Here is a 15,052-nt window from a genome sequence, read left to right as displayed (position 1 = left end):
GCATGAGCGACCAGGGCCGGCCCGGCACCCCTCCGGCACCCGAGCGTCCGGTGACGGGTGACCGGGGTGTGGACGACGTGCTCGCGGCCTTCGACCGTGCCGTCGCCGAGGGGCCTGGTGCGCACGCCGAGGCTGCGGCCGAGGCCCACCGCACCCTGCAGGCCCGGCTGACGTCGCCGCCGGAGCCCGCTCCGCCGGGGCAGGCACGTCCCGGCCCGCGATGAGCGCCCGACGTCTCGACACCGAGCTCGTCGCCCGAGGCCTGGCACGGTCCCGCACCCAGGCGCAGGCGCTCGTGCGCGACGGGCTCGTGCGCCTCGAGGGGGAGACCGTGACGCGTCCGGCCACCCCCGTCGCGCCGGAGCAGGAGCTCTCGGTCGAGCCCGACCCCACCGCCACGTCCGCGTGGATCACCCGCGGCTGGGTCGGCCGCGGGGCCGTCAAGCTCGATGCCGCCCTGCAGGCCTGGGAGCCCCAGGGGCTGCGGGTACGCGGGCGACGGTGCCTGGACGTCGGCGCCTCGACCGGCGGCTTCACCCAGGTCCTGCTCGAGCACGGTGCCGCCTCCGTGGTGGCCCTCGACGTCGGCCACGGCCAGCTCGACCCCCGTCTCGTCGAGGACCCGCGTGTCACGGATCTCTCCGGCACCAACGTCCGCACCGTCACCGCCTCGGACGTCGGTGGCCCGGTCGGTGTCGTCGTCGGCGACCTGTCGTTCATCTCCCTGCGCCTCGTGCTGCCGGTCCTCCCGGGCCTGGTGGACGAGGACGCCGAGCTCGTGCTGCTCGTCAAGCCGCAGTTCGAGGTCGGGCGCGAGGCCCTCGGCTCCGAGGGCGTCGTGCGATCGGCCAGGGCCCGTCACGACGTCCTGCTGGACGTCACCACCGCCGCCCGGGAGCAGGGCCTGGCGGTGATGGACCTGGCACGGTCCCCGTTGACGGGCGAGGCCGGCAACGTCGAGTACCTCCTGTGGCTGCGACCCTGTCGGACCGGCATGATTGGCTGGGGCCTCGCACCCGAGGAGCTGGCGCAGCGCTGCCACGACCTGAGCCAGGAGGAGGACCGGTGACCCGTCGCATCATGCTGGTGACGCACCCGACGCGCCCCGAGGTGCCCGACCTGGCCGAGGAGTTCGCGGAGCGGTTGGCCGGGCACGGCATCGAGGTCGAGGTCGTGCCGGAGGCACCGCCGACCCACGAGACGGTGCCGACCGACCGGGTCGTGAGCCCCAAGTCGCCCGTCCCCTCCCACGTCGACGCCACGGGCTACGAGCTCGTGGTCGTCTTCGGCGGCGACGGCACGATCCTGCGCGGCGCCGAGATCGCGCGGCCGGCCGGGGTCCCGCTGCTCGGGGTCAACATGGGCCGGGTGGGCTTCCTGGCCGAGGCCGAGCGCGACGACATCGAGACCGTGGTCGAGCGCATCGTGGGCGCCCGCTACCACGTGGAGGAGCGGATGACCCTCGAGGTCGACGTCCTCCACGAGAACCGCGTCGTCGCCCAGAACTGGGCGCTCAACGAGGCCTCCGTCGAGAAGTCGGCGCGCGAACGCATGCTCGAGGTCGCCGTCGAGGTCGACGGCCGCCCGCTGTCCACGTGGGGCTGCGACGGCGTGGTGATGTCCACGCCGACCGGCTCCACGGCCTACGCCTTCTCGGGCGGCGGCCCGGTGGTCTGGCCCCAGGTGCAGGCCCTGCTGCTCGTCCCCATCTCCGCCCACGCCCTGTTCGCCCGGCCCCTCGTGCTCGGCCCCGACACCCGGCTCGCCGTCGAGGTCGTCCCGCACTCCCACGTCCACGGCGTGATGTGGTGCGACGGCCGCCGCACCGTCGAGCTGCCTCCCGGCGCCCGGGTCGAGGTGCGCCGCAGCGCCACCCCGGTGCGTCTCGTCCGCTTCTCCGAGGAGCCCTTCACCGACCGCATCGTGGCCAAGTTCGCGCTGCCCGTCACCGGGTGGCGCGGCCCCGCGGCGCAGGCCGGTCTCGTGCGCCCGGCTCCCGGCCGTCACCGCGGAGGCGAGGTATGACGTTGCGCCGCATCCGCATCCAGGGGCTGGGCGTCATCGACGACGCCGAGCTGGAGCTCTCCGACGGACTCAACGTCATCACGGGCGAGACCGGAGCCGGCAAGACGATGGTCGTCAGCGGCCTCGGGCTCCTGCTCGGTGCGCGCGCCGACGCGGGCATGGTCCGGGCCGGCACCCCGCAGGCCGTCGTCGAGGGTGAGGTCGACGTGCCCGCGACCCATCCCGCGGCCGTGCGCGCCGAGGAGGCCGGGGGAGACGCGACGGACGGCCTGCTCCTGGTGCGCTCCGTCGCGGCGGGGGGACGCTCGCGCGCCCATGTCGGCGGACGGGCCGCTCCGGTCGCCGTGCTCGCGGAGATCGGCGAGCACCTCGTGGCCGTCCACGGCCAGGCCGACCAGTGGCGCCTGCGAGACGCCGACCAGCACCGGCTGCTCCTCGACACCGCCGGGGGGAGCGAGGTCGCCGAGGCGCGCGGCGCCTACGAGCGGGCCTACGAGGCCTGGCGGGCCTCGGTCGCCCGGCTGCAGGAGCTCACCCGCACCGCCGCCGAGCGGGCCGTGCGCGTGGGCATGCTCCGTGGTGCCCTGGAGGAGATCGAGGCCGTGGACGCCGAGGAGGGCGAGGAGGACCGCCTGCGGGCGGAGTCCGAGCGCCTGACCCACGCCGAGGAGCTCCGGTCCGCGGCGCTCCTCGCCCACGACGCGCTCGTCGGCAGCGACGACCCCGGCCCCGACCAGCCCAGCGTGACCGCCCTGCTCGCCACCGCCGGTGCCGCGCTCGGGCCCGCCGCCGCGCACGACGAGGAGCTCGCGGCGCTGCGTGGCCGCCTCGACGAGCTCGCCTACCTGGGCTCCGACCTCGCGGCCGACCTGGCCTCCTACGGCACGGCCGTCGAGGTCGACGAGGAGCGGCTCGCGGAGGTGCACCAGCGCCGGGCCGACCTCACCGCCGTGCTGCGCAAGTACGGCGGGTCCACGACCGAGATGCTCGCACTGGCCCGCCGTTTCGCGGACGAGCTGGCCGAGATCGACGTCTCCGACGACGACCTCGCCGAGCTGCGACGGTCCACCGAGGCCCTCCGTCAGGAGGTCGCGCGGACCGGGGCCGCCCTCACCGCGGCCCGCACGGCGACCGCGGAGCGCGTGGGGGCCGCGGTGACCCGCGAGCTGTCCCACCTCGCCATGGGCAGCGCCGAGGTGAGCGTCCGCGTGGAGCCGCGGTGGGTCTCCGGCGACGCCGAGGACGGCGACGGCGGGGCGGCCGCGACCGTCGTGCTCGAGGACGGTCGCTCCGTCCGCCCGCGCCCGCACGGCCTGGACGAGGTGGAGATCCGCCTCGCCGCCAACCCGGGGGCACCGGCCCGATCGGTCACGCGTGCGGCCTCCGGCGGCGAGCTCTCCCGCGTCATGCTCGCCCTGGAGCTCGTCTGCGGCGACGGCACCGTCCCCACCTACGTCTTCGACGAGGTCGACGCGGGCGTCGGCGGCAGCGCCGCCCTCGACCTCGGCGCCCGGCTGGCGACGCTGGCCCGGACCGCCCAGGTGCTCGTCGTCACCCACCTGGCCCAGGTGGCCGCCTACGCCGACCGCCACCTCGTCGTGCGCAAGAGCACCGACGGACAGGTCACCAGCAGCGGGGTCGTGGCCGTGGAGGGTGCCGAGCGGGAGGCCGAGCTGGCCCGCATGCTCGGCGGGGTCGCCGACTCCGACGCCGCGCTGGAGCACGCCCGCGAGCTGCTGTCGCGACGTGCGACGATGGCCGGATGACCGCCCCGGGACCCACCCGCAGGGGCCCGCGCGAGCCCGTCGGGCCCGTGTCCGGGCCGCTCCGGGTCGACCCCCGGACCAAGGACCTCACCAAGCGCCTGCAGCCCGGTGACATCGCGGTCATCGACCACGACGACCTCGACCAGGTGAGCGCCTTCGCGCTGGTCGCCTGCTCGCCCGCGGCCGTCGTCAACGCCGCGCCCAGCACGACCGGCGCCTATCCCAACCGCGGGCCGGAGATCCTCCTCGACGCCGGGATCCCGGTCGTGGACATGTGCGGCCCGGAGGTCATGCGCCTGCCCGAGGGGACGCTGGCGGTCGTCGAGGGGTCCGAGCTCGTCGTCGACGGCTCCGTCGTGGCGCGCGGGGTGCGGCTGACGCCCGCGCTGGTCGCCTCGCAGATGCAGGACGCGCGCGCCAACCTTTCGGCGCAGATCGAGGCGTTCTCCCAGAACACCATGGACTACGTCCGCGCCGAGCGCGAGCTGCTCATCGACGGCATCGGCCTGCCCGAGCTGCGCACGGACCTCACCGGCCGCTACGTCCTCGTGGTGGTGCGCGGCTACCACTACAAGGAGGACCTGCAGACCCTGCGCCCGTTCATCCGCGAGGCCCGGCCCATCCTCATCGGGGTCGACGGCGGCGCGGACGCGCTCCTGGAGCAGGGGCTGCGCCCCGACCTCATCGTCGGCGACATGGACTCGGTGTCCGACGCGGGCCTCACCTGCGGTGCCGAGCTCGTCGTCCACGCCTACCGCGACGGTCGGGCCCCCGGCCTGGAGCGGGTGCAGGCGCTCGGCATCGAGGACGCCAAGGTGCTGCCGGCGCCCGGCACCAGCGAGGACATCGCGATGCTGCTCGCCGACGACAAGGGCGCCGAGCTCATCGTCGCCGTCGGCACGCACGCCACGCTCGTCGAGTTCCTCGACAAGGGGCGCCAGGGTATGGCCAGCACCTTCCTCACCCGGTTGCGCGTCGGCAGCAAGCTCGTCGACGCCAAGGGCGTGAGCCTGCTCTACCGCTCCCGCATCTCCAGCCTCTCCCTGCTCTGGCTGGCGCTCGCCGGCCTGTCGGCGCTGGTCGCAGCGCTGCTGGCCACCCCCGGAGGTCGGGCCTTCTTCGGCGTCCTCGCCGTACGATGGGACGACGTCTGGGCCTGGATCGAGGGATTGTTCTAGTTGATCGACTTCCGATACCACCTGGTCTCGCTCGTCGCCGTCTTCATCGCGCTCGCGGTGGGGATCGTGCTGGGAGCGGGCCCGCTGCGCGAGGGCCTGTCCTCCACCCTCGAGGGGGAGGTCAGCCAGCTGCGCGCCGAGCGCACCGAGCTGCGCAACGAGGTCGACCTGGCCAACCAGCGCGCCGAGGCGCGCGAGCGCGCCCTGGAGCGCACCGCCGGGCGGGCCCTCGACGGCACCCTCGAGGGGGTCCGCGTCGGCGTCGTGATCTTCCCGGGCGCCGACCGCAACGTCCTGGAGCAGCTCGAGCGCCAGCTGGACCGCGCCGGTGGCCAGGTCGGCCTCACCGTGGAGGTGTCCGAGGACTGGGCCGGTCCCACCCCCGACGAGGAGCTGCTGACGCGACTGGCCGAGACCCTGGAGGTCCCGGCGCCCCGCGAGGGCACGAGCCCGACCACCGCCACCGTGCTCGCCGCGGTGCTGGCCGGCGCCGACCAGCCCGGGAGGCTGGGCGCCTGGATCACCGCCGGTGCGGAGCTGGAGGACGCCGGCCTGGTCGAGCTCACCTGGCGCGGAGGCACCGTCGACGCCTTCACCGACCGCCGTCCCTCCGACGCGCTCGTCGTCGTGGGCGGCGACCTCGACGCCGCCGCCGCGCAGGAGGAGGACGGGCAGCGCGCCCTCGCGCTCCGTCTCGACCTCGTCGACGGCCTGGGCGAGCTCGGGGTCCCGCTGGTGGTGACCGGCACGGGCACGGAGCGGCCGCCGGCCGAGGGCGAGGACACCCTCGATCCGCTCGTCGCCGCCGTGCGCGACGACCGCGACCTCGCCGACCGCGTGTCGACGGTCGACAACGTCGAGCACCTCTCGGGGCAGATCGCCGCGGCCCTCGGGCTGGCCTGGGAGCTCCAGGAGGAGTCCGGCCACTACGGCCTCGGACGGGGCGCCGACGAGCCGCTGCCGGCCATGCCCCCGGTGCGCGCCCCGGGCGTCGCCGTCCCCCTGCCCGAGGAGACCGGGCCGGCCGACGGCACCGACGACGAGGGCGGCGACGACGGCTTCGTCGGGGACCCGGCGGGCGACGGGGCGACGAGCACCTCGGCGCCGTGAGAGCCCTGCCGACCGCCGCGCTGTGCGCCGCGACCGCCGCCGCGGCGACCGCCGGGGTCCTCGCCCTGCACCGCGCCGGACGGCTCCCGGGCGGCAGCCGGCGGTGGGAGCGCACCAACCACGCCGGCGACACCGTCACGCTCGTCGAGGGGCTCGCCCTGGCGGCCGGCACCACCGCGCCGCTGGTCCTCCTCGACCCCCCGGCCGCGCTGGCCGTCGCGGGCGCCGCCGTCGCAGGGGCGGCCGACGACCTCGCCGGGTCGGCGACCGCGGCGAAGGGTCTGCGCGGTCACCTCACGGCGCTGCGCCGGGGGGAGGTGACCACCGGGGCCCTCAAGATCGCCCTCCTCGCCGGCTCCGGCCTGGCCGCCTGCGCCTGGGTGGACCGGCGCCAGGGGCGCCACGACCCGCTGGCGACGCTGGCGGGTGCTGGGCTGGTCGCCGGGTCCGCCAACCTGGCCAACCTCTTCGACCTCCGTCCGGGCCGTGCCCTCAAGGTCTTCCTCGCCCCGGCGCTGCCGCTCGCGCTGGCCGGCAGCCCCGCAGCGGGGGCCACGGCCGGGTCCGCCGCGGTCGTCCTCCGTGACGACCTGCGCGGCACCACGATGCTCGGTGACACCGGGGCCAACCCGCTGGGGGCCGCCGTGGGCGTCGCGGCGGCGCGGGCACTGGGCACGCGTGGCCGGTGGGCGGCCCTGGCCGTCGTCACGGCGCTGACGCTCGCCAGCGAGCGGGTCAGCTTCAGCCAGGTCATCGACTCCACCCCGGTGCTCCGGCGCCTGGACCGCTGGGGCCGACCGTCGTGACCATCGGCCGACCGGCCGGCGGGGGCCCGGGCACGCCACGGCCGGGGGAGTCGCCCAGCCCCCGGCTCTCGGCCCAGGGGATGCTGGCGGCGGCCGGGCTGGTCGCGGCGGTCACGCTCGCCGCCCGGGCGGTGGGCCTGGTCCGCTGGTTCGTCTTCTCCGGCTCGGTCGGCGCGACCTGCGTGGGCGAGGTCTACGTCACGGCCAACCAGGTGCCCAACGTCCTCTTCGAGGTGGCGGCCGGCGGAGCGCTCGCCGCCGTCGCGGTGCCGCTGGTCGCGGGCCACCTGCAGCGCGGTGACGAGGACAGCGCCGACCGCACGGCGTCGGCGCTGCTGACCTGGGCGCTCACCGTCCTGCTCCCGCTGGCCGCGCTCGTCGCCGTGGCGGCCGGCCCCGTCACGCTGTGGCTCCTCGGCACCCCTGACGGGTGCGACCCCCGCGCCGCCCTCGACGCGGCGCGTCTGATGCTCGTCCTGTTCGCCCCCCAGCTCGTCCTCTACGGCGTCGGCATCGTGCTCGCGGGCGTCCTCCAGGCGCACCGGCGGTTCCTGGCGGCCGCCCTGGCGCCGCTGCTGTCCAGCGTCGTGGTGATCGCCGTCTACCTGCTCTTCGGCGCCGCCTACGACGCGGGAGACCCGCTGGTCGCACTCCCCGCGCGAGCGGTCTGGCTGCTGGCCGGCGGCACCACGCTCGGGGTGGCCGCGCTCAGCCTGCCGCTCCTGATCCCCTCGGCACGCCTCGGCGTGCGCTGGCGGCCGACCTGGCGCTTCCCGGCCGGCACGGGCCGGCGCGCCGGGGCCCTCGCGCTCGCCGGGATCGCCGTCGTGGGCGCCCAGCAGCTGACCACGGTGGTGGTCCTCCTGCTGGCCAACGCCGCCACCGGCGTCGCCGCCCTGACGGTGTGGACCTACACCCAGACCGCCTACCTGCTGCCCTACGCCGTCCTGGTCGTGCCTCTGGCGACCGTCGCCTTCCCGCGGCTCACGGGCGCCCGGGCCGAGGCCGTCCCGGTCCTGCGACGGGCGCTGGTCCTCTCCGTCGCCGTGTCCGTGGTCGCCGCCGCCGTCCTGGTGGGGCTGCGGGCCCACGTGGGCGTCGGCTTCCTGCTGCTGGACGTCGGTGCGGACGGCGCCGGCAGGGCCGCCCTCGACGCGCTGCCGACCACGCTCGCCGCGCTGGCGCCGGGCCTGGTCGGCTTCGCCCTGGTCGCCGTCTGCACCCGTGCCCTCTACGCCCTCGGGTCGCCGGCGCGGGCCGCGGCGGCCGCGTGCCTGGGGTGGGCGGTCGCCGGGCTGCTGCCGCTGCTGCTGGTCGCGCCCGGCTCCGACGCCGCACGCACCCTTCTCCTCCTCGCCGTGGGGTCCAGCGTCGGGATGACGGTGGCCGGGGTGCTGCTGCTCGTCGAGGTCGTGCGCGCCTGGGGCCCGGAAGTCGTCCAGGGGGTCGTGCGCGGCGGGCTGGCCGCCCTCGTCGGCGCGGGCGCGGGGCTGGCCGTCGTCGAGCTGGTCCTGCCCGACCCGGCCGTGCGCTGGCTCGACGTCCTCGGTGGCGCGGTGGTCGCCGGGGTCGTCGTCCTCGCCCTGGCCGCCCTCGGCCTGCGCGTCCTCTCACCGAGCACCTGGCGCGAGATCGTGGAGAGGATGAGGTCATGAAGGTGCTGCTCGTCATGGGGATGGTCGCCGGTGGGGTCGGCACGCACGTGCGCTCGCTGGCCGAGAGCCTCGGGGCCGCGGGCCTCCGCGTCGTCGTGGCCTGCCCGTCCCCGGTCGTCGCCTCCCTGGGCCGCCCCGCGGAGGGCGTGACCTGGTTCGAGGTGCCGATCGGCTCCCGCCCCCACCCGGTGCGCGACCGGCGGTCGGTGCAGCTGCTGCGCGGCGTCCTGCAGGGGGCCGACGTGGTCCACGCCCACGGGCTGCGGGCCGGGGCGCTGGCGGTGACCGCCCGCAAGGTGGCGCGGGGCCAGCGACCCTGCCTCGTCGTGACCAGCCACAACGCTCCTCCTGAGGGCCGGGCCGCGCGGACCGTCTACGCCGTCCTCGAGCAGGTGGTGGCGCACGGGGCCGACCTGGTGCTGGGCGTCTCGCCCGACCTCCTGGAGCGGGCCGCCCGGGCCGGCGCCCGCGAACCGCGCCTGGCGGTCGTCGCGGCGCCCGTCCCGGTGGCGGTCACCGAGGAGGAGCGTCGGAGCATCCGGGCACGCGTCCGCCGGGGGCTGGGCCTGGCGCCCGACGACGACGTCGCGCTGGTCGTCAACGCCGGCCGGCTCAGCAGCCAGAAGGACCAGGTCACCCTCGTCGACGCGGTCGACCTGCTCACGGCCCGGTGGCACGGGCAGGGGCACACCGGCCCGCCGCCCGTCGTCGTGGTCGCGGGGGAGGGGCCCGCCCGCGCAGCCCTCGAGGCGCGCATCACCGCGGCCCACGAGCTCACCGACGTGCGGCTCCTCGGGCACCGCGCGGACCTGCCCGACCTGCTCCTGGCGGCCGACGTCGTCGTGTCCGCCGCCCGGTGGGAGGGCCAGCCGGTCTGGATCCAGGAGGCCATCCACGCGGGCGCGCCCGTCGTCGCCACCGACGTCGGCGGGACGCGCACCGTCGTCGGCGACGCGGGTCTGCTCGTCGGTGCCGAGCCGGGACCGGAGCGGGCGCGCGAGCTCGCCGACGCCCTGGACCGGGTGCTCACCAGCCCCGAGCTGCGCGCCGACCTGCGCCGCCTCGCCCGTGCGCGGTCCGCGCAGCTGCCCGACCGCGAGGACGAGCTCGAGGCCGCGCTGACCGCATACCGGGGGGTCTGAGCGATGCCTCCGGAGGTGGGCGGGGTGTCGGCCGTCGGCACCCCCTCGGGTCACGTAGACTGGTAGCCCGTGGTGGAGACGACAAAGCACATCTTCGTGACCGGGGGCGTCGCCTCCTCGCTCGGCAAGGGCCTGACGGCCTCCAGCCTCGGGTTCCTCCTCAGGTCCCGCGGGCTCCGGGTGACGATGCAGAAGCTCGATCCGTACATCAACGTGGACCCGGGGACGATGAACCCGTTCCAGCACGGGGAGGTCTTCGTCACCGAGGACGGCGCCGAGTGCGACCTCGACATCGGGCACTACGAGCGATTCCTCAACACCAACCTCTCCGGGCGCTCCAACGTCACGACCGGGCAGGTCTACAACGACGTCATCGCCCGCGAGCGGCGCGGCGAGTACCTCGGTGACACCGTCCAGGTCATCCCGCACATCACCAACGAGATCAAGGCCCGCATGCGTGCGGCGGCCGACGCCACCGACGGCCCGCGGCCCGACATCATCATCACCGAGATCGGCGGCACGGTCGGCGACATCGAGTCGCTGCCCTTCCTCGAGGCCGCCCGTCAGGTGCGCCACGACATCGGGCGCGCCAACTGCTTCTTCCTGCACGTCTCGCTGGTGCCCTACCTGGCCCCGAGCGGCGAGCTCAAGACCAAGCCGACGCAGCACTCCGTGGCCGCCCTGCGCCAGGTCGGCATCACGCCCGACGCGCTCGTCCTGCGCGCCGACCGCGAGATCCCCGAGGGCATCAAGCGCAAGATCTCGATGATGTGCGACGTCGACGCGGACGCGGTCGCGGCCTGCATCGACGCCCCGAGCATCTACGACATCCCCAAGGTGCTTCACCGGGAGATGCTCGACGCCTACGTCGTGCGCCACCTGGGTATGCCGTTCCGCGACGTGGACTGGACCGCCTGGGACGCGCTCCTCGAGCGCGTCCACGAGCCCGAGCACCGCGTGGAGATCGCCCTCGTCGGCAAGTACATCGACCTGCCCGACGCCTACCTGTCGGTGACCGAGGCGATGCGCGCCGGCGGCTTCCGCCACGACGCCCGCGTCGACATCCGCTGGGTCGCCTCCGACGAGTGCTCGACCGAGGCCGGCGCGAGCCGCGCCCTGCAGGGCGTCGACGCCATCCTCGTGCCCGGCGGCTTCGGCGTGCGCGGCATCGAGGGCAAGATCGGCGCGCTGCGCTGGGCCCGTGAGCGCGGCATCCCGACCCTGGGCATCTGCCTGGGTCTGCAGGCGATGGTCATCGAGCACGCGCGCAACGTCGCCGGCATCGAGGGCGCCAGCTCGACCGAGTTCGACCCCATGACCCCCGAGCCGGTCATCGCCACGATGGCCGAGCAGGAGGCGATCGTCTCCGGCGCGGGCGACCTGGGCGGCACCATGCGGCTGGGGTCCTACCCGGCGGCGCTGGTCCCGGGCTCGGTCGTCGCCGAGACCTACGGCACCACCGAGGTCACCGAGCGCCACCGGCACCGCTACGAGGTCAACAACGCCTTCCGCGAGCGGCTGAGCGACGCAGGCCTGGTCTTCTCGGGCACGTCCCCGGAGGGCACCCTGGTGGAGTTCGTCGAGCTGCCGCGCGAGGTGCACCCCTACTACGTGGCGACCCAGGCCCACCCGGAGTTCAAGTCCCGCCCCGACCACGCGCACCCGCTCTTCGCCGGGCTGGTCGCGGCCGCGCTCGACCAGCAGCGCAGCCAGCGCCTGGTCGAGGTCGAGGGTCGCCAGCACCAGCACGAGCTGCCGGCCTGAGCCGCGCATGACCCTCGACGCGCCCCGTCTCACGGCGTCCGACCTGCGCGACGTCGAGGGCCGGCGCCCGGTCCTCTCGCGGGAGGTCGCCTTCGCCGGTCGTGTCTGGGACGTGCTGACCGAGCGCGTCGACCTCGGCGACGCCGGGGTCGCGGTGCGCGACTTCCTCGAGCACCCGGGGGCGGTGGCCGTCCTCGCCGTGCGCGAGGACCGCGGCGAGCCCGAGATCCTCGTGCTGCGGCAGTACCGCCACCCCGTCGGCGCCGAGGACTGGGAGCTGCCCGCCGGCCTGCTCGACGTCGAGGGCGAGCCACCGGTCGAGGCCGCGCGTCGCGAGCTCGCGGAGGAGGCGGACCTGCGCGCCGAGGAGTGGGAGGAGCTGCTCACCCTCACGCCGTCCCCGGGCAGCCTGGGGGAGCGGATCACCGTCTTCGTCGCCACCGGGCTCTCCGACGTGCCGGAGGACGAGCGCCACGAGCGCGAGCACGAGGAGGCGGGTATGCCGGTGGGCTGGATCTCCCTGTCCGACGCGGTCTCGGCGATCCTCGCGGGCCAGGTGCACAACGGCCCGATGCTGGTGGCCGTGCTGGCCCTCGCGGCCCGTCGGGCGCGGGCCGGGGGCTGACCCCGGGGCCGGGGTGCTGGCACGGCATACCCCGGGGAAGCGTGTGGAGACCGCACCGCCGGGGTCGTAGACTTGATCCTCGTGCGCGGGGGCGGAGTGACGACCCGCCTGGACCACGGCCGACCGGCCGGTCCGCCCGGGCACCGCGCGTGCGGCGTACCGACGAGAGGCCAGGACTTCTCCTGGCGAAGGTGTGGTGGCACCGCGACCTGGCCCCCGCCCACACCTCCCGGGCTTTCCCGTCGTCGACGGCGGAGGTCCTCCCCTCCGTCGCCCGCGACCCGAGAGGAGAAGAGATGCTTCGCACCCACGAGGCCGGCACGCTGCGTCCTGAGCACGTCGGCACCACCGTGACCCTGACCGGCTGGGTCGCCCGTCGCCGCGACCACGGCGGCGTCGCCTTCATCGACCTGCGCGACGCCAGCGGTGTCGTCCAGGTCGTCGCCCGCGACGAGGTGCTCACCGGCACCGCCCACGACCTGCGCAGCGAGTACTGCGTCAAGGTGGTCGGCGAGGTCACCGCCCGCGCGGAGAAGGACGTCAACCCCGACCTGCCGACCGGCGCGATCGACGTCGTCGCCTCCGACATCGAGGTGCTCAGCGAGGCCGCGCCGCTGCCGTTCCAGATCGACGAGCGCGTCAACGTCGGGGAGGAGGCGCGCCTGCGCCACCGCTACCTCGACCTGCGCCGTCCGGGCGCCAACGCCGTGGGGCAGAACCTGCGGCTGCGCTCGCAGGTCAACGCCGCGGCCCGCGACCTGCTCAACGCGCGCAACTTCGTCGAGATCGAGACCCCGACGCTGACCCGGTCCACCCCGGAGGGCGCCCGTGACTTCCTCGTGCCGGCCCGCCTGCAGCCGGGCAGCTGGTACGCCCTGCCGCAGAGCCCGCAGCTGTTCAAGCAGCTGCTCATGGTCGCCGGCATGGAGCGCTACTACCAGATCGCGCGCTGCTACCGCGACGAGGACTTCCGCGCCGACCGGCAGCCGGAGTTCACCCAGCTCGACATCGAGATGAGCTTCGTCGAGCAGGACGACGTCATCGAGCTCGGCGAGGCCATCGCCAAGGCGGTGTGGGCCGTGCGAGGCATCGAGCTGACCACGCCGTTCCCGCGGATGTCCTACGCCGAGGCGATGCGCCGCTACGGCAGCGACAAGCCCGACCTGCGCTTCGACCTCGAGATCACCGAGTGCACCGACTACTTCGCCGAGACCCCGTTCCGGGTGTTCCAGGCGGACTACGTCGGCGCGGTCGTCATGCCCGGCGGCGGCTCGCAGCCGCGCCGGCAGTTCGACGCCTGGCAGGAGTGGGCCCGCCAGCGCGGCGCCAAGGGCCTGGCCTACGTCACGGTCGGCGAGGACGGCGAGCTCGGCGGCCCGGTCGCCAAGAACCTCTCGGACGCGGAGCGTGCCGGCCTGGCCGCGCACGTCGGCGCCGCCCCGGGCGACGCGGTCTTCTTCGCCGCCGGCCCCACCAAGGCCTCGCGCGCGCTGCTCGGCGCCGCCCGCCTGGAGATCGGCCGTCGCTGCGAGCTCATCGACGAGGACGCCTGGAGCTTCCTGTGGGTGGTCGACGCGCCCCTCTTCGAGCCGGCGTCCGACGCGGTCGAGGCCGGTGACGTCGCCGTCGGTGCCGGTGCCTGGACGGCCGTGCACCACGCCTTCACCTCGCCCAAGGCGGAGTACCTCGACACCCTCGAGTCCGACCCGGGTGCGGCCCTCGCCTACGCCTACGACCTCGTCTGCAACGGCAACGAGATCGGTGGCGGGTCGATCCGTATCCACCGCCGGGACGTCCAGGAGCGCGTCTTCGCGATCATGGGCCTGGACCAGGAGCAGGCCGAGGAGAAGTTCGGCTTCCTGCTGGAGGCGTTCAAGTACGGCGCCCCGCCGCACGGCGGGATCGCCTTCGGCTGGGACCGGATCGTGGCGCTGCTCGCCGGCACCGACTCGATCCGCGACGTCATCGCCTTCCCCAAGTCCGGTGGCGGCTTCGACCCGCTCACCGAGGCGCCCGCCCCGATCACCCCGGAGCAGCGCAAGGAGGCCGGCGTGGACGCCGTCCCGGAGCCCAAGGGGGAGAAGGCCGAGCAGGCCGCCCAGGGCTGAACCGCCTGACCACCCGGGCCGTCCCCTCTCCGGAGGGGGCGGCCCGCGTCAGCTCCCGGCCAGCCGCCGGGAGAACCAGCGGCGGGCGGTGCGGTAACCGAGGCCGCGGTAGAGACGCCGCGCCCGGTCGTTGTCGCGGAACATCCCCAGGGTGCACACCCCGTGCTCCCGCAGCGCCTCCCGGGTGAGCGCGGACGAGACCACCCGGCCCCAGCCCTGCCCCCGGGCGGGCACGGCGGTGAGGATCCCCGCCAGGTGCGGGGCGCCCGAGGCCTCCCGCTCGGCCCCGCCCACGGCGACCAGGCCTCCTGCGACGTCACGCACCCCGACCCAGCGGACGACCTCGCCCTCGCCGATCCGCGTCCATACGCGCGGGTTGTGGGCGTGCGCGAAGGCCCGCAGCTCCTCGGCGTCGGCCCGGTCGTCCAGCTCGACCAGCAGCCGCTCCCGGGACTCGGGCGGCGGCGCGGCCTCGGTCCACATCCAGTCCCAGTCCCCGCCCTCCTCGGAGAGCGGCAGGACCGCGCGAGCCGTCCCCGCGTGCTCGGCCGGCGCGGAGATCGAGGCTCCGGGGCGCGCGGCGGGGAACAGGCCCTCGCGGACCAGCCGCAACGCCGTCGCCACTCGCGCGGCCTCGGCCGTGAGGGCCGGGCCCTCCGGCACCGCCCCCGCGGGCAGGCCCGGGCGCAGCGGCGCGACCCACAGTCCCGGGCGCGGACCGCCCCGCTCGACGAGCGCCACGTCCGCGACGACGAGGGCCGCCCCGGCGAGCGGGTCGGGCAGCGCCCAGCGCGCCCAGGGATCGCCGCCGGAGAGCTCCAGCAGCTCTGCGCGGGAGACGGGCACGGGTTCGCTCACGTCGGCCTTCCGTGG

The 15,052-nt window shown here is 75.6% G+C and carries 13 protein-coding genes; 12 read left to right on the top strand and 1 reads right to left on the bottom strand.

The features are described from left to right. Positions 1-2 precede the first annotated feature (2 nt). The 12 genes from FB476_RS09720 (at position 3) to aspS (ending at position 14,179) form a co-directional block, all read left to right on the top strand. Entirely contained in the window at positions 3-224 is a 222-nt protein-coding gene (locus tag FB476_RS09720) for a hypothetical protein (RefSeq protein WP_141818586.1), read from the top strand. After that, positions 221-1,069 (top strand): TlyA family RNA methyltransferase, encoded by an 849-nt coding sequence (locus FB476_RS09715; protein ID WP_141818585.1) that lies wholly within the window; start codon positions 221-223, stop codon positions 1,067-1,069. Before FB476_RS09720 ends, FB476_RS09715 begins: the two co-directional genes overlap by 4 nt. Beyond that, complete coding sequence (locus FB476_RS09710; protein ID WP_202876948.1) at positions 1,066-2,025, top strand: NAD kinase; 960 nt, start codon at positions 1,066-1,068, stop codon at positions 2,023-2,025. Before FB476_RS09715 ends, FB476_RS09710 begins: the two co-directional genes overlap by 4 nt. Then, a complete protein-coding gene (gene recN / locus FB476_RS09705; RefSeq protein ID WP_141818584.1) occupies positions 2,022-3,791 on the top strand; it encodes a DNA repair protein RecN in 1,770 nt (589 codons plus the stop codon). The genes FB476_RS09710 and recN overlap by 4 nt, the downstream gene beginning before the upstream one ends. After that, entirely contained in the window at positions 3,788-4,969 is a 1,182-nt protein-coding gene (gene steA, locus FB476_RS09700; protein ID WP_141818583.1) for a putative cytokinetic ring protein SteA, read from the top strand. The genes recN and steA overlap by 4 nt, the downstream gene beginning before the upstream one ends. Further along, entirely contained in the window at positions 4,970-6,079 is a 1,110-nt protein-coding gene (locus tag FB476_RS09695; RefSeq protein WP_141818582.1) for a copper transporter, read from the top strand. Continuing rightward, complete coding sequence (locus FB476_RS09690) at positions 6,076-6,885, top strand: hypothetical protein (protein WP_238329647.1); 810 nt, start codon at positions 6,076-6,078, stop codon at positions 6,883-6,885. The genes FB476_RS09695 and FB476_RS09690 overlap by 4 nt, the downstream gene beginning before the upstream one ends. After that, positions 6,882-8,540, top strand: coding sequence for a lipid II flippase MurJ (locus FB476_RS09685; RefSeq protein ID WP_141818581.1), 1,659 nt, complete (start codon positions 6,882-6,884; stop codon positions 8,538-8,540). Before FB476_RS09690 ends, FB476_RS09685 begins: the two co-directional genes overlap by 4 nt. After that, the gene (locus tag FB476_RS09680; protein WP_141818580.1) at positions 8,537-9,682 is read left to right on the top strand and encodes a glycosyltransferase family 4 protein; all 1,146 of its coding nucleotides are present in this window, start codon (positions 8,537-8,539) and stop codon (positions 9,680-9,682) included. The genes FB476_RS09685 and FB476_RS09680 overlap by 4 nt, the downstream gene beginning before the upstream one ends. A gap of 69 nt (positions 9,683-9,751) precedes the next feature. Beyond that, the gene (locus FB476_RS09675) at positions 9,752-11,446 is read left to right on the top strand and encodes a CTP synthase (protein ID WP_141818579.1); all 1,695 of its coding nucleotides are present in this window, start codon (positions 9,752-9,754) and stop codon (positions 11,444-11,446) included. 7 nt (positions 11,447-11,453) lie between these two features. Beyond that, on the top strand, positions 11,454-12,071 hold the full coding sequence (locus tag FB476_RS09670; protein WP_141818578.1) for an NUDIX domain-containing protein: 618 nt from the start codon (positions 11,454-11,456) through the stop codon (positions 12,069-12,071). Positions 12,072-12,367: 296 nt separating this feature from the next. Next, a complete protein-coding gene (aspS, locus tag FB476_RS09665; protein ID WP_141818577.1) occupies positions 12,368-14,179 on the top strand; it encodes an aspartate--tRNA ligase in 1,812 nt (603 codons plus the stop codon). Between the two features lie 48 nt (positions 14,180-14,227). Here aspS and FB476_RS09660 read toward each other — a convergent pair whose 3' ends face one another. Continuing rightward, positions 14,228-15,037 (bottom strand): GNAT family N-acetyltransferase, encoded by an 810-nt coding sequence (locus FB476_RS09660; RefSeq protein ID WP_170233586.1) that lies wholly within the window; start codon positions 15,035-15,037, stop codon positions 14,228-14,230. Between the last annotated feature and the right edge of the window lie 15 nt (positions 15,038-15,052).

This window comes from Ornithinimicrobium humiphilum (assembly GCF_006716885.1).
Classification (GTDB): domain Bacteria; phylum Actinomycetota; class Actinomycetes; order Actinomycetales; family Dermatophilaceae; genus Ornithinicoccus; species Ornithinicoccus humiphilus.
This window is presented reverse-complemented; position numbering and strand designations above follow the sequence as displayed.

What these genes read in the sequence shown, in the direction of transcription:
- FB476_RS09720 (WP_141818586.1), top strand. Translation starts at nt 3, where the DNA reads ATGAGCGACCAGGGCCGGCCCGGCACCCCTCCGGCACCCGAGCGTCCG.
- recN (WP_141818584.1), top strand. Translation starts at nt 2,022, where the DNA reads ATGACGTTGCGCCGCATCCGCATCCAGGGGCTGGGCGTCATCGACGAC.
- FB476_RS09670 (WP_141818578.1), top strand. Translation starts at nt 11,454, where the DNA reads ATGACCCTCGACGCGCCCCGTCTCACGGCGTCCGACCTGCGCGACGTC.
- FB476_RS09715 (WP_141818585.1), top strand. Translation starts at nt 221, where the DNA reads ATGAGCGCCCGACGTCTCGACACCGAGCTCGTCGCCCGAGGCCTGGCA.
- steA (WP_141818583.1), top strand. Translation starts at nt 3,788, where the DNA reads ATGACCGCCCCGGGACCCACCCGCAGGGGCCCGCGCGAGCCCGTCGGG.
- aspS (WP_141818577.1), top strand. Translation starts at nt 12,368, where the DNA reads ATGCTTCGCACCCACGAGGCCGGCACGCTGCGTCCTGAGCACGTCGGC.
- FB476_RS09680 (WP_141818580.1), top strand. Translation starts at nt 8,537, where the DNA reads ATGAAGGTGCTGCTCGTCATGGGGATGGTCGCCGGTGGGGTCGGCACG.